The sequence below is a fragment of the Paenibacillus sp. LRG-1 genome (assembly GCF_057220305.1).
This window is the reverse complement of record NZ_CM170126.1, coordinates 5,586,586-5,610,510: the sequence shown is the minus strand read 5'-3', so window position 1 is coordinate 5,610,510 and position 23,925 is coordinate 5,586,586. Positions and strand designations below refer to the sequence as shown.

Here is a 23,925-nt window from a genome sequence, read left to right as displayed (position 1 = left end):
AATGGATGCCTGCGGGCAAAAGGAGGATGTACCTGCATGAGACAGTTCACAACCAGACAAATCGTGCTGCTTGGTGTATTGATGGAGGTCGCTATTACCCTTATACATGCTCCGGCGCAGGCAGCAGATTACGCGAATCAACATGCCTACTGGACATGTGTAATTGCAGCTATCGTGCTATGCTTGCCGATTTGGGCCATGTTGAGACTCAAGCGGCGTTTTCCTGATCAGGACCTGATGCAGGCCATGGTGAGCTCTCACCCTGTGCTAGGACGTATGCTGCTTGCAGTCTACCTTATTTTATTTCTGATCATTTTTGCACGGGATTTGAGAGTTATCACGGATTTGGTGGAGGTTGTACTTTTGCCGCTGACTCCGATTGTTGTCGTATCTCTTATTTTGCTTTTGACTCTGGCGTTTATGGCCAAAGGCGGAATAAGCACCATCGTGAATATGACCGAGATTTTTGTACCTTTGTTGATTCTGACGCTGCTGACCATGCCGCTTTTTTTCGGGCGTAATATGGATTTTTCGGTACTGAGACCCTATTTACATCCGGAAGTAGATGGAGTGATCAAGGGCAGCTGGCGCATGCTGGGATATATGGCCGATATCATGATGGTTCCCTTTGTGATTTCTGGGAAGAGCTATAATGGGCGTAGTGCGTGGTATGGGCATTTGCTCGGAACCGCATTTCTGACTATGCTGATGTTGCTGTCGGAGTTGGTTATTGGTGTTCCTATCTTGTCCCGGCTATTTTATCCATCCTATGAACTAGTGCGTCAATTGCAGCTAACGGACTTTCTGGATCGGTTCGACTTGTTCGTGGCCGCACTGACTGTACCGACCTTTCTTACGAAGATTGGGGTTGACCTGTACGTTACCAGTTTGGCAGTAAAGCGTATGTTTGCCCATGCATGGGGAAGTCTGATGGTTTGGCCCGTAGGTTTGTTGGGTTACGTCTGTTCGTTTATGCTGTTCTCCAACATCGTGCAAATTTATGATTTCAGCCGGGAGTGGACCGCGGTGATGATCATTTTTTTTGTTATCATGCCCTTGTTGCTATGGATGTTGCTCCGACCCAAATCTAAAGGGAGAGGCGGAGATGATAAGGCATCTAACGGAGAGCGGGATAGCAGTAGTCAGAAAGAAAGCCAGCATGGAGGCAGAACAGGACACGACCACTTATAAGATTACTGTATTTATCGGAAAAGTAATTCTTATTTGTCTTTTACCCCTCTGATTGTATACTTGGTAGAAAGAAATACGACTTCTACAAGGGAGGCAACAGAATGGCACAACGCATGGCAGGTAAGAGAGTCGCTCTTGCTGGTCCCCGTAAAGCAGAAGAAATGGCGCTGCTAGTTGTGAAGATGGGGGGTGAGCCAGTACAGCGCCCGGCCCAGGGCACCGTTTTTTTGGATGATATCGAGCTGCGCAACGCTGTTGTATCGTGGGTGAAGCACCCTCCGGACTGGTACATCTTCACGACAGGTATGGGGCTGGATGCCCTGTTTGATATGGCAGAGGATATGGGCGTGGCCGAACAGATCATGGAGTTGCTGCAATCTTCCAACATTGCAGCGCGGGGCTACAAGACGGTCAATGGACTCAAAAAGCGTGGCTTTACGCCAGCAGTACGAGACGAGGACGGAAGTTTGATCGGATTGACAGGAGCTTTCGCCCCATACGATCTGAAGGGGAAGGAAGTACTGTTGCAACTGCATGGCGATCCAGCTCCACGGTTGGTAAAGTGGCTGGACGAGCAGGGGGCAGTGACCCGCCAGGTACTTCCTTATAAGCATATCCCACCTGAGGAAGCAAAATTGCAGGCGTTACTGGAGGATGTTATCCATCGTAATGTTGATGCTGTTACGTTTACAAGTGGTCCGCAAATCCGATTTTTGGCCCAATATGCCAGAGAGCAAAATCGAATCGAGGAGTTACTGGAAGCTTTTCGTGAGGATGTGATTGCTGTATCCGTAGGGAAGGTGACTGCACAGTCCATTGTGGAAGAAGGGATTGATCGAGTCGTGTTTCCAACCGAAGAGCGCATGGGCGCGATGATGGTGGAGCTGGGCAAATATTTTGAACATAACGATTCGGTGCATGGCTGTGGTCTGAAGATCGTGAATGGTCATTGAAATGAGATAGAAATTATAAATGCAGTATGCTAAAAAATGAACTTATATTTTGGGATACAGAGTAAAATAAAGATAAGGGCCTACGAGGTCTTTATCTTTTTTTGTTGGACATGCATCGACAAAGATTTTTGTTATAGCGAAAATGTTTATCTAATATAATGAATAAGTTTCGATGCATGATACTTAGGACAGGAGCTGAGACGTTAATGAATTCTATTTGCGTATTTGCCGGGTCCAGACCTGGACATTCATCGGTATATGTTGAGGCTGCAGGCAAGCTGGGGGAAGCCATGGCTCGCCATCATATCCGTCTGATCTATGGTGGCTCTAGCAGGGGGCTGATGGGAGAGGTGGCGGATGGAATGCTGGCGGGTGACGGTCAGGTCACTGGCATTATGCCCACCCTGTTATTTGATGCAGAGATCATTCATCGGGGAGTTACCGAATTTATTGAGGTAGCAAGCATGCATGAGCGTAAAGCGGCAATGAGCGAGATGGCCGATGCGTTTATCGCCCTTCCGGGTGGCTTGGGAACCTTCGAGGAGCTATTCGAGGTATTGTGCTGGGCGCAAATCGGGATTCATCGCAAGCCGATTGGGCTGCTGAATGTGAATGGATATTTTGACCCGTTAGTAGAAATGGTGCGTCATAGCGTGCAAGAAGGGTTTACCGGGGCTGAGCATCCAGCGTTATTAAGTATCTCTGCGGACCCGGACGAATTGCTACATATGTTAAAAAATAAAGCAGAGAACTTGAAATAAAGCGTTTTTCATGCTTGCACAACTGATTGAGGCAAGGTTATGATAAGACCCATAATCAAATAGCGGACAGACAAGGTGCCTTTGCGGTTGAGCAAAGGGTAACAGGGAATCGGGTGCAAATCCCGAGCGGTCCCGCCACTGTAAGGAAGAGGATTTTTTAAAATGGTCACTCGTGAAAAACGGGGAAGACGAAAGAATCCGTTGATGCCAAGCCAGGAGACCTACCTTGATCTGTATGCACCGTTAACCTTCGCGGAGAGGATGGGTGTACGAAATCAGGAAATCAGGCACACGTTGCTTTTTCCATGTTGGCTAGAGGTTTGCGTGGATATGAACGTGCAGCAGCGTTTGAAGCGTAAACAGTCAGATGGAAAACAACGGCAGGCTGGAGGAAGACAAATAGTGTCTTCTTACGCTGTTTGTTCGTCTGATGAGAGATGCGTACATAGAAACCCCATCCGGGCAGGATGGGGTTTTTTCGAGTTACACGATGTACATAAATCATTGAAATAGATAGCATAGCTGCCCTGAAAAGGATGAATAGGAGGAGCACGATGAGCCCATTAGGAAAATTGCTGGTGATTGGATTTGGACCAGGAGATATGGAACATATCACAAAACGGGCGCTGGATGCGCTGGCCGAAAGTGAGGTCATTATCGGCTACAATACCTACGTTGATTTGATCCGTCCGTTGTTGAACGGACAGGAGATTGTACGCACAGGAATGACAGAGGAAGTGAGCCGTGCACAGGAGGCGGTTCGCCAAGCAGAGATGGGCAAGAAGGTAGCTGTCATTTCCAGTGGAGATGCGGGAGTCTATGGTATGGCAGGGCTGGTGTATGAGGTGCTGATGCAAAAAGGCTGGCGACGCGAGGACGGAGTTGAGGTAGAAGTCGTACCGGGGATTTCGGCTATTCAGTCCTGTGCTTCACTGTTGGGGGCGCCAGTTATGCATGATGCGTGCACGATCAGTCTGAGTGATCATCTGACCCCATGGGAAACGATTGTGAAGCGCGTAGAAGCAGCGGCTTCGGCCGATTTTGTGATTGCATTATACAACCCGCGCAGTGGTCGGCGTACCCGCCAGATTGTGGAGACGCAGTCCATTTTGCTGCGTTACCGCGATCCGCAAACTCCAGTCGGGTTGGTGAAAAGTGCTTATCGTGAACGTCAGCAAGTTATTGTAACGACGCTGGAAGATATGCTGAACCATGACATTGGGATGCTGACGACTGTAATCATCGGCAATTCCTCGACGACGGTGTATGACGGCTTGATCGTGACTCCGCGCGGATATCAGCGCAAATACACATTAGATGCGACCGAGCAGGCACTCAAGCCGCACCAGCGTCTCCGCACGGAAGCGGAGCCGTGGTCGCTGGGCGCACAAGAAGATACACCGCAGGCAAGCGCAGCCCCGACTACGCCCGCTGGACCCTCCGCGAGCGGCGCTGCGGTTGCGACGCAGGCACGCCCGCAAGCGATGGCTGCCGTGCAGGCAACGACTGCTGTGCAAACCGGCGCAGCCCCGGCATCGCTGGCGGCAGAGGCACTAAGCCGCCTCGCTGTAGGCGGCAAGCTGCCTGGCGTAGCCAACGCTCGCTGGAGCGGGCAAGCGCCTACCGCCGAGAGCACCGCCGGAACGTCAGCGGTGGCCGGAGCGGGGGCCGCGTCCGGGATGGCGACAGGCGGCTTTGGCAAGCCTGCGCTATTTGAGGTGGGTGTTTCCCCGGGTGTGGGAAACAAGAAGTTCACCGCTCGCCAGATGGCGCTGCTCGCCGAGGTAGCGGGTGATGACGGCGAGCTGGAATACTCGCCAGATCATCAGATCGTGCTGCGCGTGCCGTGTGCAGACCCCGAGGAACTGGTCGGACGGCTGCGGGATGAACGATTCATTGTCATGCCGATTGGCGATGTGTTTAAGGTGAAGGCGTGCGACTTCTGCAATATGGAGAAGGATGACGCTGTGCCTGTGGCTGAGCATCTACAGGTTGTACTTGGCGGATTACAGGCACCCAAGGAAACGAGTATTGCTTTGAACGGATGCGGTATGGCCTGCTATGGAGCGGTGCTGGAGGATATCGGAATCGTCTATCGCAAGGGAGGATACGACCTCTTCCTCGGTGGCAAAAAATTCGGTCGCAATGCTCATGCCGCTCAGCCCGTAGCGGAAGGAATTCCGGGTGATCAGATTACTGATATCGTGGAGAACGTCATTGCTGAATATAAGGAAAAAGGGCATCCGAATGAGCGTTTTCATAAATTTTTTAAACGTGTAGGCGTCGTTGCGGGTTTCCGGCATGAAGATGCACCAGCAACGGTAGAAGTGAATGCGGTTTGTGGTGATTAATGGAATGAAGGCCTGATGAACTGGATACAAGCATATATATAAAATAGGGCGTCATGCAGGTTATCCCTATTAAAGAGGAGGAAAAAACAGCAGTGGATGCAATATTGTTGGTTGGACATGGAAGTCGGGACCCGGAGGGGAACCAGGAGCTGCTGGAATTTGCACAGGCAGTGGCAGACCGGGTACCGGATATGTGCGTGGAAACCTGTTTCTTGGAGTTGGCACGTCCCAGCATTGCTGAAGGGATGCAAACATGTGTGGAGAAAGGGGCGACGCGTGTCGTTCTTATTCCGATTATCTTGTTCGCAGCGGTACATGCCAAAATTGATATTCCGATGGCTATTGATCGGGCAAAAGCAAAATATCCGCAGGTGGAATTTGTATACGGACGCCCGATTGGTGTTCACGAGAAAATCGTCAGCATTCTGCAAAGCCGCTTGAAAGAGGCCCGTCCGGTTGCGATTCCAGCGGGAATGAATAGCGCTGTAGAGGCATTTCCCGAGGTATCCGACGAAGAAACGGCGGTACTTGTGTTAGGACGCGGAAGTAGCGATCCAGATGCGAACAGTGACTTTTTCAAAATCACCCGTATGCTGTGGGAGCAGCTTTCTTATACGTGGGTAGAGAGCAGCTTTATCGGTGTGACGCAGCCTTCTTTTCCCGATGGATTGGAGCGTTGTGTACGATTGGGGGCCAAAAAGATTATCGTGCTTCCCTATTTTCTGTTCACGGGTGTGCTGATTAAGCGCATCGGAGAAATGACCCAGGAATTTGCCGAGGCTCACCCTACATTACAAGTGGAGATGGGCGGATATTTTGGTTTCCATCCCCAATTGATTGAACTGGTGCTGGAGCGAGCTAAGGAAGGCTTGTTTGGCAAGGTTACGGCAAATTGTGATAACTGCCAGTTCCGTCTGGAGGCGCAGGAGCACCACCATCATCACCACGATCATGACCACGATCACCATCACGATCATGAGCACCATCATGAGCATGAGCACGACCATGAACATCATCATGCACATGAGCACGATCATCATGATCACCATACACACAGCGACGATCACACTCATGAGCATGTCCATGCTCACAGCCATGATGACCATGATCACCATCACGAGCATTCACATACGCCATCTGTAGTGAACGGAAGCGGGCAGGTGAAGGGCTCATGATATTCATGCTATGCGGAACGAGCGACGCTCGGGAATTGGCGCTGCAAATCCGTGACAATGGCTTCAACGTATTGACCTCGGTCGTAACCGAAAGCGCGGCAGCCAGCTTGTCCGAAGTGGGACTAGACGTACGTACAGGCCGAATGACAGCCGATGAAATGAGTGCAATGATTCGGGAGCAGGGAATACTGGCCGTCGTTGATGCCAGTCATCCTTTTGCAGAAGAAGCACATGCGAATGCGATGACAGCCGCTCGCGTATCTGGAGTTCCTTATATTCGCTACGAGCGGGCGGGACTGGTGTATGACAATCATCCGTTGCTCCACATCGTGTCTTCCTATGAAGAGGCCGCATTAGAAGCGAAGCAACTCAAAGGCTCTGTAATGCTTACGACAGGCAGTAAGACGCTCGGCACGTTCACCAAGCATTTACTCGGAGACCCGGAGATTCGTCTGGTTGCACGCATGCTGCCGCGCTTGGACAATATGGAGAAATGCAGCGAACTGGGCATGGAGCAAAAGAATATTATTGCCATGCAGGGACCCTTTTCCCGCGAGATGAATGAAGCATTGTACAAGCACTATGGCACGACCGTGATGGTCACCAAGGAAAGCGGACGCACGGGAGCAGTGGATGAAAAGGTTCAATCTGCATTGGAGCTGGGGATTCACGTACTTTTGATTTCCAGGCCGGAAGTGGAATTTGGCACAGTATTTGATCATTTCGACGGAGTCATCGACGCACTGCGTATAGACAAAGAGGAGTCTGTGCTTTAAGACATAAGCCTATGAAGTTGGTCGGTCCAGTCAATCCGATGAATTCAGAACGATTTCTGGCGTGTATTTAAAATATAGTCATCTTAAAATGTGCAGTTTTTGTGTAGAGGTGTTTGTAACTCCTTAACATGAATGTCATTTTCCCTATATAAGACGAACTTGAAAAATGAACATAAAACGGAGTAGTCGGAATGGTGCTGTACAAGCGTAGCGGTCGCTTTTGTCCCCGGATTTCTACGCTGATCATAGGTTTTATTCAAGGAATCCGGGGGCGGTGGCGATGGGAAGCACCATCCGACTGCGTAGTGGAACAATAGGTAACTTTAATGTTCTAAGCTAATTTAATTTTCTGATTTTCCATAAGGGAGTGGTCGATACGATGGATTTTAAAACAGATTTCAAACCGCTAACGGTACAGCCGCAGGAGATTGAAGGCAAAAGCTTCGAGATGATCACAGAAGAACTGGGAGAGCATCCTTTTACAGCAGAGCAATATCCCGTTGTACAGCGTGTCATTCATGCATCTGCTGATTTTGAGCTGGGCCGCAGTATGGTGTTTCATCCAAAAGCGATTGAAGCCGGGGTTGCAGCGATTCGTGCAGGACAGCAGGTAGTGGCGGATGTGCAAATGATTCAAGCGGGGCTGAGCAAGGATCGTATCCGTCAATTTGGTGGGGATGTGCATGTGTACATATCTGACCCTGACGTCATGGAAGAAGCGAAAAGGCTGAATACGACACGCGCCATTATTTCCATGCGCAAAGCGATTCAGGCGGGCGAAGGCGGTATCTATGCCATTGGCAATGCACCGACAGCGTTGCTGGAGTTAATTCGTCTGGTGAAAGAAGGAGCGGCTAAGCCCGGACTGGTAATTGGCATGCCCGTAGGCTTCGTCTCGGCGGCAGAATCCAAGGACGAGCTGCGCAAGCTGGATATTCCGTTCATTACGAATATTGGACGCAAGGGCGGCAGTACAATTGTCGTAGCAGCATTGAATGCGATCTCCTTAATGGCTGTCCGCTAGATGCGGTTGTCCGTTTGCTGTATCATGAAATGAATTAGAACATGATCAGCAGAAGAGGTTAAGGAGGAATTGGCATGGAAAAGGAAGCGGCGTCCGTCGACAGGCCCAAACGGATGAAAAGCGGTGAAGCTCCCGCACCTGACAAGCCGATGCGGTCAGGCTTTACGACTGGAGCTTGTGCGGCTGCAGTGGCCAAAGGAGCGGTACAACTGCTCATCACGGGCATTCCGCCGAAGGAAGCAGTGATATCGCTGCCCGCGGGCTTTGATCATGCGTTTGAGCTGATTGAGCCTGTGTTGGACGCGGACGAAGCTTCCTGCACGACGATCAAGGACGGTGGCGATGACCCAGATGCCACGCATCAGGCGAGAATTAGCGCCTCTGTTAGCTGGCGGGAGGAGCCGGGCATTGAGCTGGACGGTGGCATCGGCGTGGGGCGGGTAACGAAGCCCGGTCTGCCTGTGCCTGTCGGGGAAGCAGCGATTAATCCGGTGCCGCGCCGGATGATTACGGAGGCTGTGACAGGCGTGCTTGAAGAGCACGGATCGGCCAAAGGTGTCCGTGTCGTCATCAGCGTACCGGACGGTGAAGAAATTGCCAAGAAAACGTTGAATGGGCGACTTGGCATTCTTGGCGGTATTTCCATACTAGGCACGCGTGGAGTGGTCGTTCCGTTTTCCACGTCAGCTTATAAAGCCAGTGTCGTGCAGGCCATATCGGTTGCGCAAGCGATGAACTGCCAGGAAATAGTCCTGACCACAGGTGGCAGCAGTGAAAAATATGCCATGCAAATGTACGATCAGCTGACGGAAGAGGCCTTTATTCAGATGGGGGATTTTGTCGGCTTTGCCATTAAGCACGGGAAACGGCTGGGAATGAAAAAGATTATTCTCGTCGGTATGCCCGGCAAGCTGTCGAAGGTAGCTCAAGGTGTCATGATGGTTCACTCCAAGAGCGCACCGGTGGACTTTGGCTTTTTGGCTGAGGTCGCGCGTGAAGCAGGTGTGGACGAGTCGCTTGCAGCGGCAGTGGCAGAGGCGAATACAGCTACGCAGGTGGCAGATATGATGACCGAAGCGAATGCGCTGAGCTTTTTTGAAAAGCTGTGTACCTATGGATGTCAGCATTGTCTGGACCATGCAGGTGGTGGAATTGTCGTGGAAATGGTACTGGTAACGATGAAAGGGAACGTGCTGGGGAGGGCGAGAGTCGGTGAGTAGAGTGATTCGTGTCATTGGTATCGGTGAAAATGGAGCGGCAGGTCTGTCGCAGGAGACGCTGGAGCACATTGAGCGTGCCGACCTGCTGGTTGGTGGAGAACGCCAGCTAGCCTTTTTCAAGGCATTCGCAGGGGAAAAACGAACATTAAAGAGCGGCTTATCTGCCGTGGTAGAAGAATTGGGACGGTTGCGCAAGGACAAGGATATTGTCGTGCTTGCGTCAGGCGATCCGCTTTTTTTTGGAATTGCAGGTTATTTGTCTGCCAAGCTGGGGGCTGAACATCTGGATATTTTGCCGCATCTCAGCTCGGTTCAGCTGGCGTTTGCGCGTCTCGGTGAAAGCTGGCAGGATGCGGTGCTGGAAAGCGTACACGGCCGTCCGATGACCGGATTGGCGCAGCGGATCGACGGACAGAACAAGGTCGCGCTGCTAACGGATGACCGAAATCATCCCGCCACAGTCGCTGCCTATTTGCTGCATTATGGCATGACGGAATATGATGCCTTTGTCGGCGAGCATTTGGGCGGACCGGATGAGGCGTATCAGCATTATACGCTGGAAGAGATGGCGCAGAGAACGTTCCAACCATTGAATGTGGTTATTTTACGCCGCCGTAAGGGAGAAGACGTGCCTGCAATTCGTCGGGGATTTGGCTTCGAGGATGCAGAATTTCACCAGCGCAAGCCGGAAAAAGGGCTGATCACGAAGCGTGAAGTACGCGTATTCAGCTTGTCCGAGCTGCGTCTGACCGAACGAAGCATCGTATGGGATATCGGCGCAGGCTCCGGCTCTGTAGCGGTGGAATGTGCGCGGCTGGCCAGGTATGGGCAAGTATTTGCCATTGAGAAGAATGAAGGCGATCTGGCTAATGTCGAAGCAAACAAAATCAAATTCCGTACCGATTTCCCGGTCATTCATGCCAAAGCGCCTGCCGGATTGGAAGATCTGCCAGACCCGGATGCGGTGTTTATCGGTGGGAGCGGGGGAGAATTGGCTGAGCTGATTCGTCTGTGTGCTTCCCGTCTACGTAAGGATGGACGAATTGTAGTGAATGCTGCAACGATTGAGACGTTGCATGACGGTATGAAGGCGATGCAAGCAGCAGGACTCGATACTTCGGTGACGTTACTGCAAACAGCGCGTAGCAAGCCGATTTTGAATATGACTCGTTTTGATGGACTCAATCCGATATATGTTATTACAGGACAGCCGGTGGTGGACGTGGCTGATGAAGTAGCAGGGGAGTAAGCTGGTAATTCAAGAGGGGGAGAGAGACAGCATGAATACAGCGGCAACAGGAACACTTTACGGCGTAGGCGTGGGGCCGGGTGATCCCGAGCTGATTACAGTCAAGGCGTATCGCATGATTCAGGAATGTGCAGTTGTGGCTTATCCGAAGAAACGCCGGGGAGGTAAGTCGTATGCTCACGAGATCGTGGAGTTGTACGTCAACCCGGAGGAAAAGGAGATGCTGGGACTCATTTTTCCAATGACCAAGGACCCGGTTGTACTGGAGCGTGAATGGAACAAAACGGTGGTTGCTTGCTGGGAGGCACTGAGTCAAGGCAAGGATGTAGCCTTTGTCACAGAGGGAGACCCTAATCTGTACAGTACCTTTATTCATTTGGCACGGCTCATGAAGGATCTCCATCCTGAGGTGCCGATTGTATCTATTCCGGGCATTTCGTCTGTGTTGGGGGCGGCGGCAGCGCTGGAATTGCCTTTGGCAGACGGAGATCAGCAGGTCGGTATTATTCCGGCTACGGATGATCGGGAAGCGATGAAGCGGGCGATTGAGAATCACGATACGGTCGTGTTTATCAAGGTTGCCAAGGTGCTGGATTTGATTTTGGATGTGCTGGATGAACTCCATCTTGGGGACCGTGCTTCTGTCATTACCAAGGTCACTTCTCCTTATGAAATGGTATGGCGCAACGCACGTGAGCTGCGCGGACAGGAACTTGAATATTTGAGTTTAATGGTGGTGAGCAAATGACGTTGGAGCCCAAAGTATATATTGTAGGAGCAGGTCCCGGCGACCCGGAGTTGATTACTGTCAAAGGCTCCCGGATTCTACGCACGGCCGATGTGGTATTGTACACGGATTCACTCGTGAACGACGAGTTGATTGCCACGGCCAAACCAGAGGCGCAGGTACTGCAAAGCTCAGGCATGGACCTGGAGCGGCAGGTCGAGATCATGAGCGAGGCTGTGCAGGCTGGACGCAGTGTAGCTCGCGTACATACAGGCGATCCGGCAGTGTACGGTGCCATTTTGGAGCAAATGGTGTTGCTGAAGCAGCGCGGAGTAGCATACGAAATCGTGCCGGGCGTCAGCTCGGTCTTTGCTTCTGCGGCCGTGTTGGGTGCAGAGCTAACTGTGCCTGACCTGACGCAGACCGTCATTCTGACGCGTGCCGAAGGACGTACACCTGTACCAGATCGGGAAAAGCTGCGTGATTTGGCTTCCCATCACTGCACAGTGGCCTTATTCCTCAGCGCAACGCTGGCGAAGAAGGTAGTTGTTGAGTTTCTGGCGGCAGGCTGGAGCGAGGACACGCCTGTAGCGGTTGTACAGCGGGCGACCTGGCCGGATCAAAAGATCGTACGCACGACGCTTGCCCAATTGCCAGCTGATCTGCGTGCAGCAGGCATTACGATGCATGCCATGATTCTGGCAGGCTGGGCGCTGGACCCGGGACTGGTGGACAAGGATGCGCATCGTTCCAAGCTGTACGACAAGTCGTTCACCCATGGCTACCGGAAGGGAGTGAAGTCCGGTGAGTAATCCATTTGCCGCTGTGGCGATCACGAAGCATGGAGTGGAAATGGTTCGCAATTTGGGAGCCAGCTTTCCGGGCACGGATGTGTATTACATGTCCAAGTTTGAGCGTGGCGACGAGCAGGAGCGTGGCATTCAGTTGTTCGAAGGCTCAGTCAAGCTGATTTTGCCGGATTTATTTAAACAATATAACGGTATTATTTTGTTTATTTCTCTCGGTGCAGTAGTTCGTATGATTGCACCAATTTTGGTGGATAAAAAGGTAGACCCAGCGGTAGTTGTCATTGATGATCGCGGCGAGCATGTCATTAGCGTATTGTCTGGCCATTTGGGTGGCGCCAATGAATTGACCCGCCATGTAGCGGCTGTACTAGGCGCACGTGCTGTAATCACGACTGCATCAGACGTGCAGGGCACGATTCCGGTGGACATGTTTGGTCGGGAATTGGGTTGGGTGGTCGATAGCTTCGACAAGGCCACTCCTGTGAGCGCCGCTGTTGTGAACGAGGAGCCTGTTGCGCTCATACAAGAGACAGGCGAACGGAACTGGTGGCGTTATGACAAGCCTGTACCTGTACATATCAAGGTATATGCTTCGACGGCAGAAGCATTACAAGAACCATTTAACGCCGCGTTGGTCGTGAGTGACCGTTTATTGGAGCCGGAGGAAGAGGAGCAGCTTCTTTCTAATGGCGTGCTGTACCGTCCGAAAAGCTTGGTGCTTGGCATCGGCTGCAACCGTGGGACTGCATTAGAGGAGCTGGAGGCGGGTGTGCTGGACACCTTGAAGGAGCTGCGTTTGTCCGTGAAAAGCGTACGGAATATTGCCACTATTGATCTGAAAAAGGACGAAGAGGGCTTACTTGCTCTTTGCGCCAAATACGGTTGGGAACTGGTGACGTATACTCCGTCAGAGCTGAATACGGTGCAGCTTCCCAATCCATCGGAAACCGTCTTCAAATACACTGGCGCATATGGGGTCAGCGAACCTTCAGCCTTGTTGTCTTCTGGTGCAGACCATTGGCTGCTGGAGAAGAAAAAAAGCGGCAATATGACGTTGTCTGTAGCGCGGGTTTCCTATGACTGACGTCATGAAGCAGGCTGCTGTACAGTCTGATCCATCTGCCGCTACGCGCAGAAGCCGTATTGTTGTTGCTGGCACAGGCAGCGGTGCAGGCAAAACGACGGTTACCCTCGGGCTGATGAAGGCGTTCGCCGCCAGCGGCCTGCGAGTGCAGGGGTTTAAGTGCGGACCGGATTATATTGATCCGACCTATCATACTGCCGCGACCGGTACTTCTTCCCGTAATCTGGATTCATGGATGACCTCACCAGATACGGTGCGTGAAATCTTTATCCGTGCTTCTGAAGGCGCGGATATTTCCGTGATTGAAGGCGTCATGGGGCTGTATGACGGCAAGGACCCGCTCAGCAACACCGGCTCGACCGCTGAGATCGCCATGCTGACGGACAGCCCTGTATTGCTGGTGGTCGACGTGCGCAGTATGGCACGAAGCGCCGCCGCTATTGTGCTCGGCTTTCAGCGCTTGGAGCCCAAGCTGCGCATTGTGGGCGTAATTGTGAATCGCTGCGGTAGCCAAGGGCACTATGGCATCGTCAAAAAGGCGATTGAGCAGGAGTGCGGCATCCCCGTGCTCGGCTGGTTAAAGCGTGATGACGGGCTGGATATTCCCGAGCGTCATCTGGGATTAGTACCTGCTGTGGAACGCGGCGAGCTGGAGCCGCTTTTCCAACGGGCGGCAGAGCTGATCCGCGTGGGTACGGATCTGGATGCACTGCGGGCATTGGCAGATTCGGCTCCGCCGTTGTCTCTGCCCGCACAACCGTTGTTTTCCCCGGATTGGCTTCCATCAGCAGGGCATGAAGCTGATACCGAGGAACGTCCCGTCATCGCCGTCGCCAGAGACGCGGCTTTCAATTTTTACTACCCGGAAAATATGGATTTGCTACGTCAGGCGGGAGCGGAGATTGTCTATTTCAGTCCTCTGGCGGAAGAACGCGTACCTGAGCAGGCAAGCGGCCTATATCTGGGCGGCGGTTTCCCCGAAGAGTTTGCCGCAGATATCGCTGCAAATACAGGCTTTTTGGAAGATATCCGCAACGCGGTGAGCCGGGATATGCCAGTATTCGCCGAATGCGGCGGTTATATGGTACTGGCACGGACACTTACGGATCGTATGGGTAATGCCCATCACATGGCCGGGGTTATTCCGTCGGACGTCCGCATGCAGGAGAAACGGGCCGCACTGGGATACCGGGAAGCAACCGCTTTGCAGGATTGCTTGCTGCTGGAGGCTGGAGAGACAATTCGGGGACATGAATTTCATTATTCTGTCATGCACTATGATGAATCATCCGCCCCCTACTTCTATGCCTATCAAACCAAGGGGATGCGTGGTCTCCAGAGCGAGGGCTATGCGAAAGGGAACCTTTTGGCAGCCTACACGCATGTTCATCTCGCTTCTCTTCCCAAAGCGGCAGCACGCTGGGTTGAACAATGCCGGGCTTACGGTCAATAGTTTTGCAAACGAGTCCACTACTTCATAAAAACGAAAAAAAGCCGATTCCCCTAAAGGGTCCGGCTTTTCTAAATATCAATAGACTTAAACCTTACATAGTTTGGAAGCGTATACATTACTTTTTTGGTGATTCGCTTACATGAGCTTTTTCAGTTGGGAAATCCTTCCCTGACTCACACCAAGCATGGAGGCGAGTTGTTTTTGTGAAGATGCTGGATGTTCTTCCATAAGCTCTCTCATTTTCTCCAAAATAACGTCCGTGCGCTGATAAATTTTTTTCATATGCATATTTTGCTTAAGTGGGGGTGAATGGGTTTCAGTCGCTGTGACCGGAAGTAAATCTTCCGTTTTCATCGAGGCTGCACATTCATCGCAGATAAACTGATCTTTAAAGTAGGTGTTGGTATCAACCGCACCGCAAAAAATACAGTTGGTTGATTTGTACTTACGGAGCATGAGTGTCTGGTCTTCAATAAAAAACTCTAATGGATCGCCGATGTCAATCTCCATCGTCATGCGCAACTCTTTAGGTAGCACAATTCGCCCCAAGCTGTCCAAGGGCCGGGTCATTCCAGTCCTTTTCATTCATGCAACCTCCCCGGTTTTTTAAGATTTATAGAATGTATAAGGTTTGAGGCAATTCTTATCAATTCTATAACCGCAAGCATAAATTCTTACAAAAAGCGGCCCTTTATTGTTAATCAAGCATGGACGCACTTTTTTTCTTACGAGTATACCATAAACAGGCCGAATCGCCATCGTTCAGATTTATAAATTTTGAATAAGTTTTAAATAAGTTTATCCCGAGCGAACATATATGCTATAATCTTCTGCTAAAGGATTTAATAGGCCGTCTGTAGAATTATTTATATATGCCGTAGCTCGGACAATGATGGCGGTGTTATGGGAAATGGATGAGGGCCAAACGGAATTTTCTGAGCGTTTTGACCCCACAAACAAGAATAAATGACACGGGTCCCGCCTTTAAAGTCCTTATATACAAGTCAGGCAAGGAGGATTTATCATGGAAAAAAGAAAAGCATTGTTGTTAGGAGATTATTCGTATCCGGAGTTTCACCCGCTGCAAGGGGTGGACGAAGAGATTAGCCATATTTTACAGGATTGGATGACCGTACAATGCAGTGAGAATCGTAAAATGCTGCTCAAGGAAAATCTAACCCCATTCGATCTATGTATCTCGTACTGTGATAGCCGCAAGGAGGTCCTGTCTCCTCAACAAACAGCAGGATTGCTGTCCTATGTTAGCGGCGGGGGTGGATTGCTTGTGCTGCATAACGGAATCACATTGCAAGGACGGTATGAAATTGCACAATTAATGGGGGCGCGTTTTTTGCGGCATCCGGCTGCCGGACCGCTTTCCTTCAAAGTAACGGCGCCGGATCATCCGATTATGGAAGGAATCGAGCCGTTTGAGATCCAAGAGGAACCGTATCGTTTTGACTTTGATCCATTCACTGAAAAAACACTACTGATGGAATATGAACACGAGGGCGAGTGGTGGCCGGCGGCATGGTCACTGTCCTATGGCTTGGGTCGGGTCGTTTATTTGATGCCTGGACATAATCAGCCAAGCTTCCAGCACGAGGGATACCGCAAGCTGCTGCTTCAGGCTGCCAAGTGGGCTGGACGCTTTCCAGGTTAAACATAGATCATTCCATTCATTGAGGAAGGGGAGCTGCGAGCTTTATGCGGCTCCCCTTTTCAGGTTATACTATAGGTAATCACAGGTAGGGGAGGATATATTATGAGCGATTTGTTCAAAAAAGCCATCTCATTGGGGTGGGGCCTCACCGTTGTCAGCAAAGAAAAGGTGGAGAAAGCCGTCGAGGATCTCGTAAACCGGGGAGAACTTGCGCCCTCGGAATCCAAAGCGCTGGTCGATCGTCTGATCGAACGAGGGGCAGAGGAACAGGGACAATTCAAAACAGTGATCCGCGAACAGGTTAGCCGCATTTTGCAGGAGCTGGAAGTACCTACCGAAAATGATGTTACAAGTTTGGAGCAGCGTGTGGCATTGTTGGAAAAACAGGTAGCGGAGCTGGAAAAAGAAAAGGCGGCGCTTACGGGTTCGAGCGACGCTGAAGAAGCGAACCGGCTGGATTAAAATGGCGGTTCGTATGAAGCACGCCGGTCGTTACCGGGAAATTGCCATGGCGCTGGCGCGTCATGGCTTTGGCTATATGGTGGAAGAAATGGGACTGTTCCAGCTGCTGTCATTGCCTCGCAAGTGGCTGACGAGAGAAACTCCCGAGTCCAAAACGCTAGGTGAACGGATTCGACTTGTGCTGGAGGATCTGGGGCCTGCATTCATCAAGCTTGGACAGTTGGCAAGCACACGTGCTGACCTGCTGCCGGAGCCTATTATCCGTGAGCTGGTTAAGCTTCAGGATCAGGTACCGCCGTTTTCATCTGAAACGGCGCGTGGCATTCTAGAGCAGGAGCTGGACACGTCATTAGAGGACATACTGGTTCGTTTTGACGATGTTCCGCTGGCCGCTGCTTCGATCGGGCAAGTGCATTTGGGCAAGCTGCACAGCGGCGAAATGGTCGCCATTAAAATCCAGCGTCCTGGCGTTAATCGCATTATTCGGCGAGATTTGGACATTTTGCGGGAACTGACCGCTATGGCAGCCAAGCGCTGGGAATGGGTAGAGCGGTATCAGCTTCGCCAGATGGTAGAGGAGCTGGGGAGATCGCTCATTCAGGAGCTGGATTACAACCATGAAGCCCGTAACACAGAGAAGATTGCGCTCCAATTTGAGCAGGACCCACATATCTATATTCCGAAAATATACTGGGATCATACCTCTTCCCGTATACTGACCATGGAGTTTCTAGACGGAACTCACTTGGGTAGTCGTGAAGAGCTATTACGCCGTGGATATAACTTGAAAGAACTGGCGCAGCGGCTGGTGAACAGCATGCTGCATCAAATTTTTATGGAGGGTTTTTTTCATGCCGATCCCCATCCGGGGAATTTACTCGTTCTGAAAAATGGCAGTCTCGCTTATTTGGACTTTGGTATGACGGGAAGGCTGAGCGAAGAGATGAAGAATCATCTCGCTTCCCTCATTATTGCCCTGATGCGCAAAAATACCGATGCCATGGTTCGGTCTATCGAACGGTTAGGTCTGGTCGAACCAGACACTGACCTGAATGCGTTGCGTGCCGATCTGGACAAGATACGCGAAGATTACTCAGACGTTCCTTTCTCACAGGTCAGTATTGGTGACGCTTTGAACGACCTGTTTGGCGCAGCACAGCGCCATCGGATTGGTTTGCCGTCGGACGTCCTGTTGCTAGGCAAGGCGTTGCTGACACTGGAGGGGGTCGTGGAGCATCTGGACCCTGATCTCAGTATTATTGCTTTGGCTGAGCCCTTTGGTAACAAGCTGTTGAAGGAACGCTTCAGTGGTCGTCGTATCCGTGGCAAGCTGCTGGGTGGTGCAACCGAGCTGGTGGAGACGCTGATGGAACTGCCAGGACAGGCGAGACATTTGGCCTCGATTATCAGCAAGGGCAAGCTTAAGCTGGAGGTTACTGTGCCGGAGCTGGAAATGCTTCTGCGCAGGCTGGATCAGATCAGCAACCGCCTGTCATTCAGTATCGTGTTGTTAGCGTTCAGCATTATTATGGTCGGACTGATTATCGGTTCATCGCTGAATCATCAGGCGACCATGCTGTGGAATGTACCTGCCATTGAAATCGGCTTTGTTGTAGCTCTCTTAATGGTTGCCTTTTTACTGTATTCCATTTTTAAATCGGGAAGGTTTTAGATACCGACCAGGAAGGAGGGGTTATGGATACACATAAGATGAATAATCTCCTAATTGCAGATGTGCCATGGCACCGCCTGACTACTCCTTATGGTAGGGGCACGGAGTTGCCACAATTGATATCCAACGGGGAGTACGCAGCAATTGCTGATCTGATAGAGCATCAAGGCACACTGTGGCAGGTTACGCCATGGGTGTTACTTTTCTTATTGCGTAATATGCATACGAGAAATTCGGATGATATCACGCTGAGTGAGTTGGAACTGTACCATGCGGTTGTTGGAGCATTGGACATGGAAAATGCACAGGAGGATTCACAGAAGTCTGTGGAATCTCTAACCATGCTGCTGGACGAAAAATATCTATGGCCGGCAGACAGCGATCCAGAAGAAGATGAACTGGAGTGGGAAGAGGAAGAAGCACGCGGTTATGATCCGGTAGCTTTTTGGAGTTATTATGACTATAGCTATCGATTATTGAAGAAAGCACTGCCTGACTTTGAAAGCCTACTTCAGCACCATGCGGACTCGGAGATTGCTGAAGCTCTATCGGAGCTTGTACAGGAATTGCGAAAATTTCAAATATAAGAAAACGAATCAATCGAGCTATGACTGGAAACTAATCTTTTGCTAAGGAGTGATTTTAGTGGCAAAAAAATTAACTGATATACATCGAATACGTCTCCTAAGTCTCCTTCGTGATATTGGGTTTGAACCATCAAAAGTTACTATAGAAAATAAACAGGGGGAAACTGAGGTTATTGATTTAGAGTCCCCGTTACCGAAAGGGTTGCAAGCTGTTTTAAATTCCCGAGGCAGCCTAAGTAAGGAGCAATTACTTGAGATCGAAGAGAGTGTTAAACAATCCAGAGAGGATTGGGATTAGAGGGGGTATTTATTTGATACGAATGCAGCTATTGCCCTTCATAGGCTTGACTCATCTTTGGATAGAGTGATACGACAAGCTGAGGAAGATAAAGAAAATATTTTCTTTTCTGTTATAACTCAGTCCGAGTTTATAGCCGGGTTGCCCACTGATACTGACTTAGATTCGATACCTTTTCTTGGCGGGGAATTTATTGCAGTTAATTCAGAGATCGCAGTTAAAGCGGGGCGTATCAGAAGAGAACAAAAAGATAAGTTTGCAAGAAAGCTCAAGACCCCAGATGCATTGATTCTTGCGACAGCTATTATAAACCAATTGGTACTGGTTACGGCGGATCAAGATTTACAGTTCGCGGAGTCTGAGTATGAAGTTAAGGTGATAAACTTTAGCAGGTTAGAATCTTAGTAATTGCGAAAATTTTAATTATAAGAAAACGAATAAGATGAAGATAATGATCGATATTTCAAGGAAATAGATGATTTCTTTCTGTAAACAGCCTTTTAACTCATTCGTCTCTGCGAATTCCTTACGTTATAATGATGGACTGAATGTAACGGACCGGGTTCGTTTGAGAGAGACGAGCTGAATGATAGGAGAGCCTTGGCGATTGGCAGCTGGACGGATGCCCGAAACACACGGGTTGCGAGTCAACACGCTACTCTCTGTAAATATAGGAGGCTGGAACGAGACAGTATGAATCTTAGACAACAATGGTTCGGTAATATCCGGGCCGATATACTTGCGGGCATGACTGTGGCGCTAGCACTAATTCCCGAGGCGATTGCCTTCTCGATCATTGCAGGGGTCAATCCCATGGTCGGACTGTACGCCTCCATCTCGATGGCAATTGTCATCTCTTTTGCAGGTGGACGTCCGGCGATGATCTCGGCAGCGACCGGGGCCGTAGCTGTACTGGTCGTTGGCCTGGTGAAGGATCATGGCGTGGAATATCTGTTTGCAGCTACCATTTTGGCAGGAATCATTCAAGTGCTGCTGGGTGTTTTGAAAATAGGTCGCTTTATCAGCTTTATTTCGCAGCCAGTCATGACCGGATTTGTGAATGCGCTGGCCATCCTCGTCTTTATGGCGCAACTCACCCACTTTCATGGAGCTAATTGGATCATGTACGCGATGGTAGCGGGGACGCTACTTATTGTGTATATTTTACCGAGATTTGTGAAAAGCATTCCTGCCCCATTGACGGCAATCATCATCATGACGATCATTACGTATGTATTTGGATTGAATGTGAAAACAGTAGGAGATATCGGTACACTAACCAGCTCGCTGCCTTCATTCCATTTGCCGCAAATTGAGTGGTCGTGGCACACTTTGCGGATTTTGCTGCCGTATTCCTTTACGATGGCACTGGTTGGACTGCTGGAATCGCTGCTGACAGCCAGTATTTTGGATGAAATGACCGAAACGAAAAGCAATAAAAACCGGGAAGCCCGCGGACAAGGGATTGCCAACTTTGTAAATGGCTTTTTTGGTGGTATGGGTGGCTGTGCCATGATCGGACAATCCGTCATTAATGTCAGCTCAGGCGGAAGAGGGCGTTTGTCCACTTTTACGGCTGGGGTATTCTTGGCCTTTCTGCTGCTCGTGCTTGGCGGGGTTGTAAAGGAAGTGCCAATGGGCGCATTGGTGGGAGTCATGTTCATGGTGTGTATCGGAACCGTGGATTGGAAATCGCTGCGAAACATTGCCAAGGTTCCGAAAGCAGATACGTTAATTATGGTAGTCACGGTGATCATCGTGGTGGCTACGCATGATTTGTCCAAGGGCGTGATCGTGGGCGTACTGCTGAGTGCCCTGCATTTTGGCTGGAAAATGGCTAAAATCCGCATCAGCGCAACGGAGAACAACGATGAAAAGGTGTACCATGTCAGGGGGCCGATGTTTTTTGCTTCAACGACTCATTTTGTCGATCATTTCGAACCTTCGGATGATCCAGAACGTGTCGTTGTGGACTTTAGCCATTCTCATATTTGGGATCACTCCGCGGTTACTGCCATCGGCAAGGTGCTGCAAAAGTATACGAAATCCGGCAAATCTATTACCCTGCAAGGGTTAAATGAGGAAAGCCGTTTAATTATAGAGAAGCTCGGCGGTCCTGTAGTTACAGAGCCGCTCGTATGATGAATCGTATAGCATAAATCAAAGCTTGAAATGAAATTTATTCATTTCAAGCTTTTTTTATTTATTTCTGAAAGAAAACAACACTTTTCTTCCTAAATCATAGATAATTATGACAAATTTTCGTCAAAGTATTGACGTAATAATTGGGCAGGAATACAATCATTGTTATTAAGCAGAGCAAATACATAGGAATAATTGAAAATCGAAAGGTATGCACATATGAACTTAGACTGGGAGTTTATTGTAGAGAGCTTGCCGTTATATGGAGAAGCTATGTGGCTGACGTTGAAGATCGCCTTTTTTGCTATTCTATTTTCACTAGTCGTCGGTTTGCTGTGCAGCACAGTACTGTATTACAAGGTAAGGGGAATTAGCGGCATCATTGTTGCCTATATTGAGCTTTCCCGAAATACGCCGCTGCTTGTACAGTTATATTTTCTGTATTATGGGTTTACGAAAATAGGTCTGCATATGAGCGAAATGACGTGTGCCATTGTGGGCATGACCTTTTTGGGCGGGGGGTATATGGCTGAGGCGTTCCGTGGGGGAATGGAAGCAGTGAGTAAAACCCAGACGGAATCCGGGCTGAGTCTCGGGCTGTCCAAGATACAACTGGCGAGATATGTTATTTTGCCACAGGCTTTTGCCATCAGTGTTCCGTCTCTGGGAGCGAATGCGATTTTTTTGCTCAAGGAGACTTCCATTGTTGGCGCCATTGCTTTATTAGATCTGATGAATGTGGCAAAAGACCTGATCGGCATGTACTACAAAACAACAGAATCACTAATTCTGCTGGTATTGGCATATCTCGTCCTGCTTTTACCTTTGTCGATACTGCTGACGTGGGTGGAAAGGAAGGTGCGATATGCTGAATTCGGGGATTAATGTGCTCTTTGAAGGTTCCAATTTCGAGCGTCTATTAGGGGGATTACTCGTTACGCTGGAGATTGCGCTACTTTCCATTATTATCGGTACTCTATTAGGCATTTTGATGGGGTTGCTGTGCACCTTAAAATCAAGACCGATTCGGTTTGTGCTGAAATTATATTTGGAGACATTCCGCATTATTCCAATTCTGGTGTGGTTGTATGTCGTATATTTTGGATTTACTCCTTTGTTGAATGTGAATATCAGCGGGGAATTGACGGCAATTATCGTATTCAGCCTGTGGGGAGCGGCCGAGATTGGTGACATCGTTCGTGGTGCATTGGAATCACTGCCCAAGCATCAGGTGGAATCCGGGCAGGCACTGGGACTGACATATAGACAGTTATACCGCCATGTGCTCATTCCCCAGGCGGTGCGCCGAATGCTTCCCGGTTCTATTAATCTGGCGACACGGATGATCAAAACCACTTCATTAGTGGTGCTGATCGGTGTAGTGGAAGTGGTCAAGGTCGGACAGCAGATTATTGAGCTCGGTGTAATCAAAGCGCCCTCGGCATCCTTCTGGGTGTACGGCTTTATTTTCATATTGTATTTTCTCGTATGCTATCCGTTATCCAGACTTTCCAAAAGATTTGAACGCAGATGGCAAAATTAGCAGGATGGGGTGGGTGTCATGGGAGAGGCTGTGGAGGTTTTACTCGAAATTCGAGGGCTGCACAAAAGCTTCGAAGACCGAAAAGTACTGCAACAGATTAATCTGGATGTAACGAAGGGGGAAGTCGTGGTCGTTCTCGGTCCTTCGGGATGTGGAAAAAGCACACTCCTCCGATGTCTCAATGGTCTGGAACCAGTCCAGAGCGGAGCTATCCGTTATAGAGGGCAGGACCTGACGGATAAGAAAGTGAATTGGCGCGAGGTGCGGCAGCATATCGGAATGGTGTTCCAGAACTACGAATTGTTTCCGCATATGACGGTCTTAGAAAATATATTGCTCGGCCCGCTTAAAGTTCAGCGGAGAAACAAGCAGGAGGCACTTGAGCAAGCGGAGCAGCTATTGGAGCGAGTGGGTCTGCTGGATCGCAAAGATGCGTATCCGAGACAATTATCAGGCGGGCAAAAGCAACGGATTGCGATTGTGCGCGCCCTGTGTATGAACCCAGAAATTATGCTCTTTGATGAAGTCACCGCATCCTTGGACCCGGAAATGGTCAGAGAGGTGCTGGATGTCATGCGAGAGCTGGCACAACAGGGCATGACCATGATTATCGTGACGCATGAAATGGGATTTGCCAAGTCGGTAGGAGATCGTATCGTTTTTATGGATCAAGGACAGATATGTGAAATGACTACACCGCAGCAATTTTTTACCCAACCGGAAACAGAGCGTGCCCAGCACTTTCTGGATATATTTCAGTACGAAACGATATAAACAGGGGGATG

The 23,925-nt window shown here is 50.0% G+C and carries 23 protein-coding genes, 1 pseudogene and 1 riboswitch; of the genes and pseudogenes, 23 read left to right on the top strand and 1 reads right to left on the bottom strand.

The features are described 5' to 3' along the window. Nucleotides 1-36: 36 nt before the first annotated feature. The 13 genes from ACUUJN_RS24860 (at nucleotide 37) to ACUUJN_RS24800 (ending at nucleotide 14,773) form a co-directional block, all read left to right on the top strand. Nucleotides 37-1,191, top strand: coding sequence for a GerAB/ArcD/ProY family transporter (locus ACUUJN_RS24860; RefSeq protein ID WP_023990796.1), 1,155 nt, complete (start codon nucleotides 37-39; stop codon nucleotides 1,189-1,191). A 101-nt stretch (nucleotides 1,192-1,292) separates the two neighbouring features. Further along, nucleotides 1,293-2,144, top strand: coding sequence for a uroporphyrinogen-III synthase (locus tag ACUUJN_RS24855; protein WP_068938986.1), 852 nt, complete (start codon nucleotides 1,293-1,295; stop codon nucleotides 2,142-2,144). A 206-nt stretch (nucleotides 2,145-2,350) separates the two neighbouring features. Further along, nucleotides 2,351-2,905: an LOG family protein gene (locus ACUUJN_RS24850; protein ID WP_023990794.1), complete on the top strand. Its 555-nt coding sequence runs from the start codon at nucleotides 2,351-2,353 to the stop codon at nucleotides 2,903-2,905. 57 nt (nucleotides 2,906-2,962) lie between these two features. Next, nucleotides 2,963-3,148, top strand: a riboswitch (cobalamin riboswitch). A 311-nt stretch (nucleotides 3,149-3,459) separates the two neighbouring features. Then, nucleotides 3,460-5,256, top strand: a complete 1,797-nt coding sequence (cobJ, locus tag ACUUJN_RS24845; protein ID WP_484669028.1) for a precorrin-3B C(17)-methyltransferase — start codon at nucleotides 3,460-3,462, stop codon at nucleotides 5,254-5,256. A 92-nt stretch (nucleotides 5,257-5,348) separates the two neighbouring features. Then, nucleotides 5,349-6,431, top strand: a complete 1,083-nt coding sequence (locus ACUUJN_RS24840) for a sirohydrochlorin chelatase (protein ID WP_484669027.1) — start codon at nucleotides 5,349-5,351, stop codon at nucleotides 6,429-6,431. After that, nucleotides 6,428-7,207, top strand: coding sequence for a precorrin-6A reductase (gene cobK / locus ACUUJN_RS24835; protein ID WP_071558106.1), 780 nt, complete (start codon nucleotides 6,428-6,430; stop codon nucleotides 7,205-7,207). Before ACUUJN_RS24840 ends, cobK begins: the two co-directional genes overlap by 4 nt. A 379-nt stretch (nucleotides 7,208-7,586) precedes the next feature. Then, entirely contained in the window at nucleotides 7,587-8,231 is a 645-nt protein-coding gene (locus ACUUJN_RS24830; RefSeq protein ID WP_013312413.1) for a precorrin-8X methylmutase, read from the top strand. Nucleotides 8,232-8,305: 74 nt separating this feature from the next. Beyond that, a complete protein-coding gene (locus ACUUJN_RS24825) occupies nucleotides 8,306-9,451 on the top strand; it encodes a cobalt-precorrin-5B (C(1))-methyltransferase (protein WP_023990789.1) in 1,146 nt (381 codons plus the stop codon). Continuing rightward, nucleotides 9,444-10,700 (top strand): bifunctional cobalt-precorrin-7 (C(5))-methyltransferase/cobalt-precorrin-6B (C(15))-methyltransferase, encoded by a 1,257-nt coding sequence (locus tag ACUUJN_RS24820; RefSeq protein ID WP_068938981.1) that lies wholly within the window; start codon nucleotides 9,444-9,446, stop codon nucleotides 10,698-10,700. The genes ACUUJN_RS24825 and ACUUJN_RS24820 overlap by 8 nt, the downstream gene beginning before the upstream one ends. 31 nt (nucleotides 10,701-10,731) lie before the next feature. Further along, the gene (gene cobI, locus ACUUJN_RS24815) at nucleotides 10,732-11,448 is read left to right on the top strand and encodes a precorrin-2 C(20)-methyltransferase (RefSeq protein ID WP_023990787.1); all 717 of its coding nucleotides are present in this window, start codon (nucleotides 10,732-10,734) and stop codon (nucleotides 11,446-11,448) included. Next, nucleotides 11,445-12,239 carry a precorrin-4 C(11)-methyltransferase gene (gene cobM, locus ACUUJN_RS24810; protein ID WP_053326306.1) on the top strand — a complete coding sequence of 265 codons (795 nt, stop codon included), beginning with the start codon at nucleotides 11,445-11,447 and terminating at the stop codon, nucleotides 12,237-12,239. The genes cobI and cobM overlap by 4 nt, the downstream gene beginning before the upstream one ends. Continuing rightward, nucleotides 12,232-13,320 (top strand): cobalt-precorrin 5A hydrolase, encoded by a 1,089-nt coding sequence (locus ACUUJN_RS24805; RefSeq protein ID WP_068938979.1) that lies wholly within the window; start codon nucleotides 12,232-12,234, stop codon nucleotides 13,318-13,320. Before cobM ends, ACUUJN_RS24805 begins: the two co-directional genes overlap by 8 nt. Then, nucleotides 13,313-14,773 (top strand): cobyrinic acid a,c-diamide synthase CobB, encoded by a 1,461-nt coding sequence (locus tag ACUUJN_RS24800; protein ID WP_484669026.1) that lies wholly within the window; start codon nucleotides 13,313-13,315, stop codon nucleotides 14,771-14,773. Before ACUUJN_RS24805 ends, ACUUJN_RS24800 begins: the two co-directional genes overlap by 8 nt. Nucleotides 14,774-14,908: 135 nt before the next feature. On the opposite strand, the gene ACUUJN_RS24795 is transcribed toward ACUUJN_RS24800, so the two are convergent. Then, nucleotides 14,909-15,358 (bottom strand): AbrB/MazE/SpoVT family DNA-binding domain-containing protein, encoded by a 450-nt coding sequence (locus ACUUJN_RS24795; RefSeq protein WP_023990783.1) that lies wholly within the window; start codon nucleotides 15,356-15,358, stop codon nucleotides 14,909-14,911. 439 nt (nucleotides 15,359-15,797) lie between these two features. On the opposite strand from ACUUJN_RS24795, the gene ACUUJN_RS24790 reads away from it, so the two are divergent. From ACUUJN_RS24790 to ACUUJN_RS24745, 10 genes and pseudogenes are all read left to right on the top strand, one after another. Then, on the top strand, nucleotides 15,798-16,436 hold the full coding sequence (locus ACUUJN_RS24790) for a ThuA domain-containing protein (protein WP_023990782.1): 639 nt from the start codon (nucleotides 15,798-15,800) through the stop codon (nucleotides 16,434-16,436). Between the two features lie 102 nt (nucleotides 16,437-16,538). Beyond that, on the top strand, nucleotides 16,539-16,898 hold the full coding sequence (locus tag ACUUJN_RS24785; RefSeq protein WP_013312404.1) for a phasin family protein: 360 nt from the start codon (nucleotides 16,539-16,541) through the stop codon (nucleotides 16,896-16,898). Nucleotide 16,899: 1 nt separating this feature from the next. Next, nucleotides 16,900-18,570 (top strand): ABC1 kinase family protein, encoded by a 1,671-nt coding sequence (locus tag ACUUJN_RS24780; RefSeq protein WP_023990781.1) that lies wholly within the window; start codon nucleotides 16,900-16,902, stop codon nucleotides 18,568-18,570. Nucleotides 18,571-18,593: 23 nt separating this feature from the next. Beyond that, the gene (locus ACUUJN_RS24775) at nucleotides 18,594-19,157 is read left to right on the top strand and encodes a hypothetical protein (protein WP_341056858.1); all 564 of its coding nucleotides are present in this window, start codon (nucleotides 18,594-18,596) and stop codon (nucleotides 19,155-19,157) included. A 58-nt stretch (nucleotides 19,158-19,215) separates the two neighbouring features. Next, nucleotides 19,216-19,455 carry a hypothetical protein gene (locus ACUUJN_RS24770; protein WP_016822811.1) on the top strand — a complete coding sequence of 80 codons (240 nt, stop codon included), beginning with the start codon at nucleotides 19,216-19,218 and terminating at the stop codon, nucleotides 19,453-19,455. Nucleotides 19,456-19,473: 18 nt separating this feature from the next. Further along, a pseudogene (locus ACUUJN_RS24765) lies at nucleotides 19,474-19,860 on the top strand (PIN domain-containing protein); the annotation flags it as partial. Nucleotides 19,861-20,148: 288 nt separating this feature from the next. After that, nucleotides 20,149-21,597, top strand: coding sequence for a SulP family inorganic anion transporter (locus ACUUJN_RS24760; RefSeq protein ID WP_028540738.1), 1,449 nt, complete (start codon nucleotides 20,149-20,151; stop codon nucleotides 21,595-21,597). Between the two features lie 219 nt (nucleotides 21,598-21,816). Continuing rightward, nucleotides 21,817-22,482 carry an amino acid ABC transporter permease gene (locus ACUUJN_RS24755; RefSeq protein WP_023990776.1) on the top strand — a complete coding sequence of 222 codons (666 nt, stop codon included), beginning with the start codon at nucleotides 21,817-21,819 and terminating at the stop codon, nucleotides 22,480-22,482. Next, nucleotides 22,463-23,140 carry an amino acid ABC transporter permease gene (locus ACUUJN_RS24750; RefSeq protein WP_484669025.1) on the top strand — a complete coding sequence of 226 codons (678 nt, stop codon included), beginning with the start codon at nucleotides 22,463-22,465 and terminating at the stop codon, nucleotides 23,138-23,140. Before ACUUJN_RS24755 ends, ACUUJN_RS24750 begins: the two co-directional genes overlap by 20 nt. An 18-nt stretch (nucleotides 23,141-23,158) precedes the next feature. Beyond that, nucleotides 23,159-23,914, top strand: coding sequence for an amino acid ABC transporter ATP-binding protein (locus ACUUJN_RS24745; protein WP_025721631.1), 756 nt, complete (start codon nucleotides 23,159-23,161; stop codon nucleotides 23,912-23,914). Nucleotides 23,915-23,925 lie beyond the last annotated feature (11 nt).

Bases quoted from the DNA above. Each gene is read 5' to 3' on its own strand.
- ACUUJN_RS24825 (WP_023990789.1), top strand. From the start codon at position 8,306: ATGGAAAAGGAAGCGGCGTCCGTCGACAGGCCCAAACGGATGAAAAGC.
- ACUUJN_RS24830 (WP_013312413.1), top strand. From the start codon at position 7,587: ATGGATTTTAAAACAGATTTCAAACCGCTAACGGTACAGCCGCAGGAG.
- ACUUJN_RS24800 (WP_484669026.1), top strand. From the start codon at position 13,313: ATGACTGACGTCATGAAGCAGGCTGCTGTACAGTCTGATCCATCTGCC.
- cobM (WP_053326306.1), top strand. From the start codon at position 11,445: ATGACGTTGGAGCCCAAAGTATATATTGTAGGAGCAGGTCCCGGCGAC.
- ACUUJN_RS24775 (WP_341056858.1), top strand. From the start codon at position 18,594: ATGGATACACATAAGATGAATAATCTCCTAATTGCAGATGTGCCATGG.
- ACUUJN_RS24795 (WP_023990783.1), bottom strand. From the start codon at position 15,358: ATGAAAAGGACTGGAATGACCCGGCCCTTGGACAGCTTGGGGCGAATT.
- ACUUJN_RS24780 (WP_023990781.1), top strand. From the start codon at position 16,900: ATGGCGGTTCGTATGAAGCACGCCGGTCGTTACCGGGAAATTGCCATG.
- ACUUJN_RS24755 (WP_023990776.1), top strand. From the start codon at position 21,817: ATGAACTTAGACTGGGAGTTTATTGTAGAGAGCTTGCCGTTATATGGA.
- cobK (WP_071558106.1), top strand. From the start codon at position 6,428: ATGATATTCATGCTATGCGGAACGAGCGACGCTCGGGAATTGGCGCTG.
- ACUUJN_RS24785 (WP_013312404.1), top strand. From the start codon at position 16,539: ATGAGCGATTTGTTCAAAAAAGCCATCTCATTGGGGTGGGGCCTCACC.
- cobI (WP_023990787.1), top strand. From the start codon at position 10,732: ATGAATACAGCGGCAACAGGAACACTTTACGGCGTAGGCGTGGGGCCG.
- cobJ (WP_484669028.1), top strand. From the start codon at position 3,460: ATGAGCCCATTAGGAAAATTGCTGGTGATTGGATTTGGACCAGGAGAT.
- ACUUJN_RS24745 (WP_025721631.1), top strand. From the start codon at position 23,159: ATGGGAGAGGCTGTGGAGGTTTTACTCGAAATTCGAGGGCTGCACAAA.
- ACUUJN_RS24790 (WP_023990782.1), top strand. From the start codon at position 15,798: ATGGAAAAAAGAAAAGCATTGTTGTTAGGAGATTATTCGTATCCGGAG.
- ACUUJN_RS24860 (WP_023990796.1), top strand. From the start codon at position 37: ATGAGACAGTTCACAACCAGACAAATCGTGCTGCTTGGTGTATTGATG.
- ACUUJN_RS24850 (WP_023990794.1), top strand. From the start codon at position 2,351: ATGAATTCTATTTGCGTATTTGCCGGGTCCAGACCTGGACATTCATCG.
- ACUUJN_RS24750 (WP_484669025.1), top strand. From the start codon at position 22,463: ATGCTGAATTCGGGGATTAATGTGCTCTTTGAAGGTTCCAATTTCGAG.
- ACUUJN_RS24855 (WP_068938986.1), top strand. From the start codon at position 1,293: ATGGCACAACGCATGGCAGGTAAGAGAGTCGCTCTTGCTGGTCCCCGT.
- ACUUJN_RS24760 (WP_028540738.1), top strand. From the start codon at position 20,149: ATGAATCTTAGACAACAATGGTTCGGTAATATCCGGGCCGATATACTT.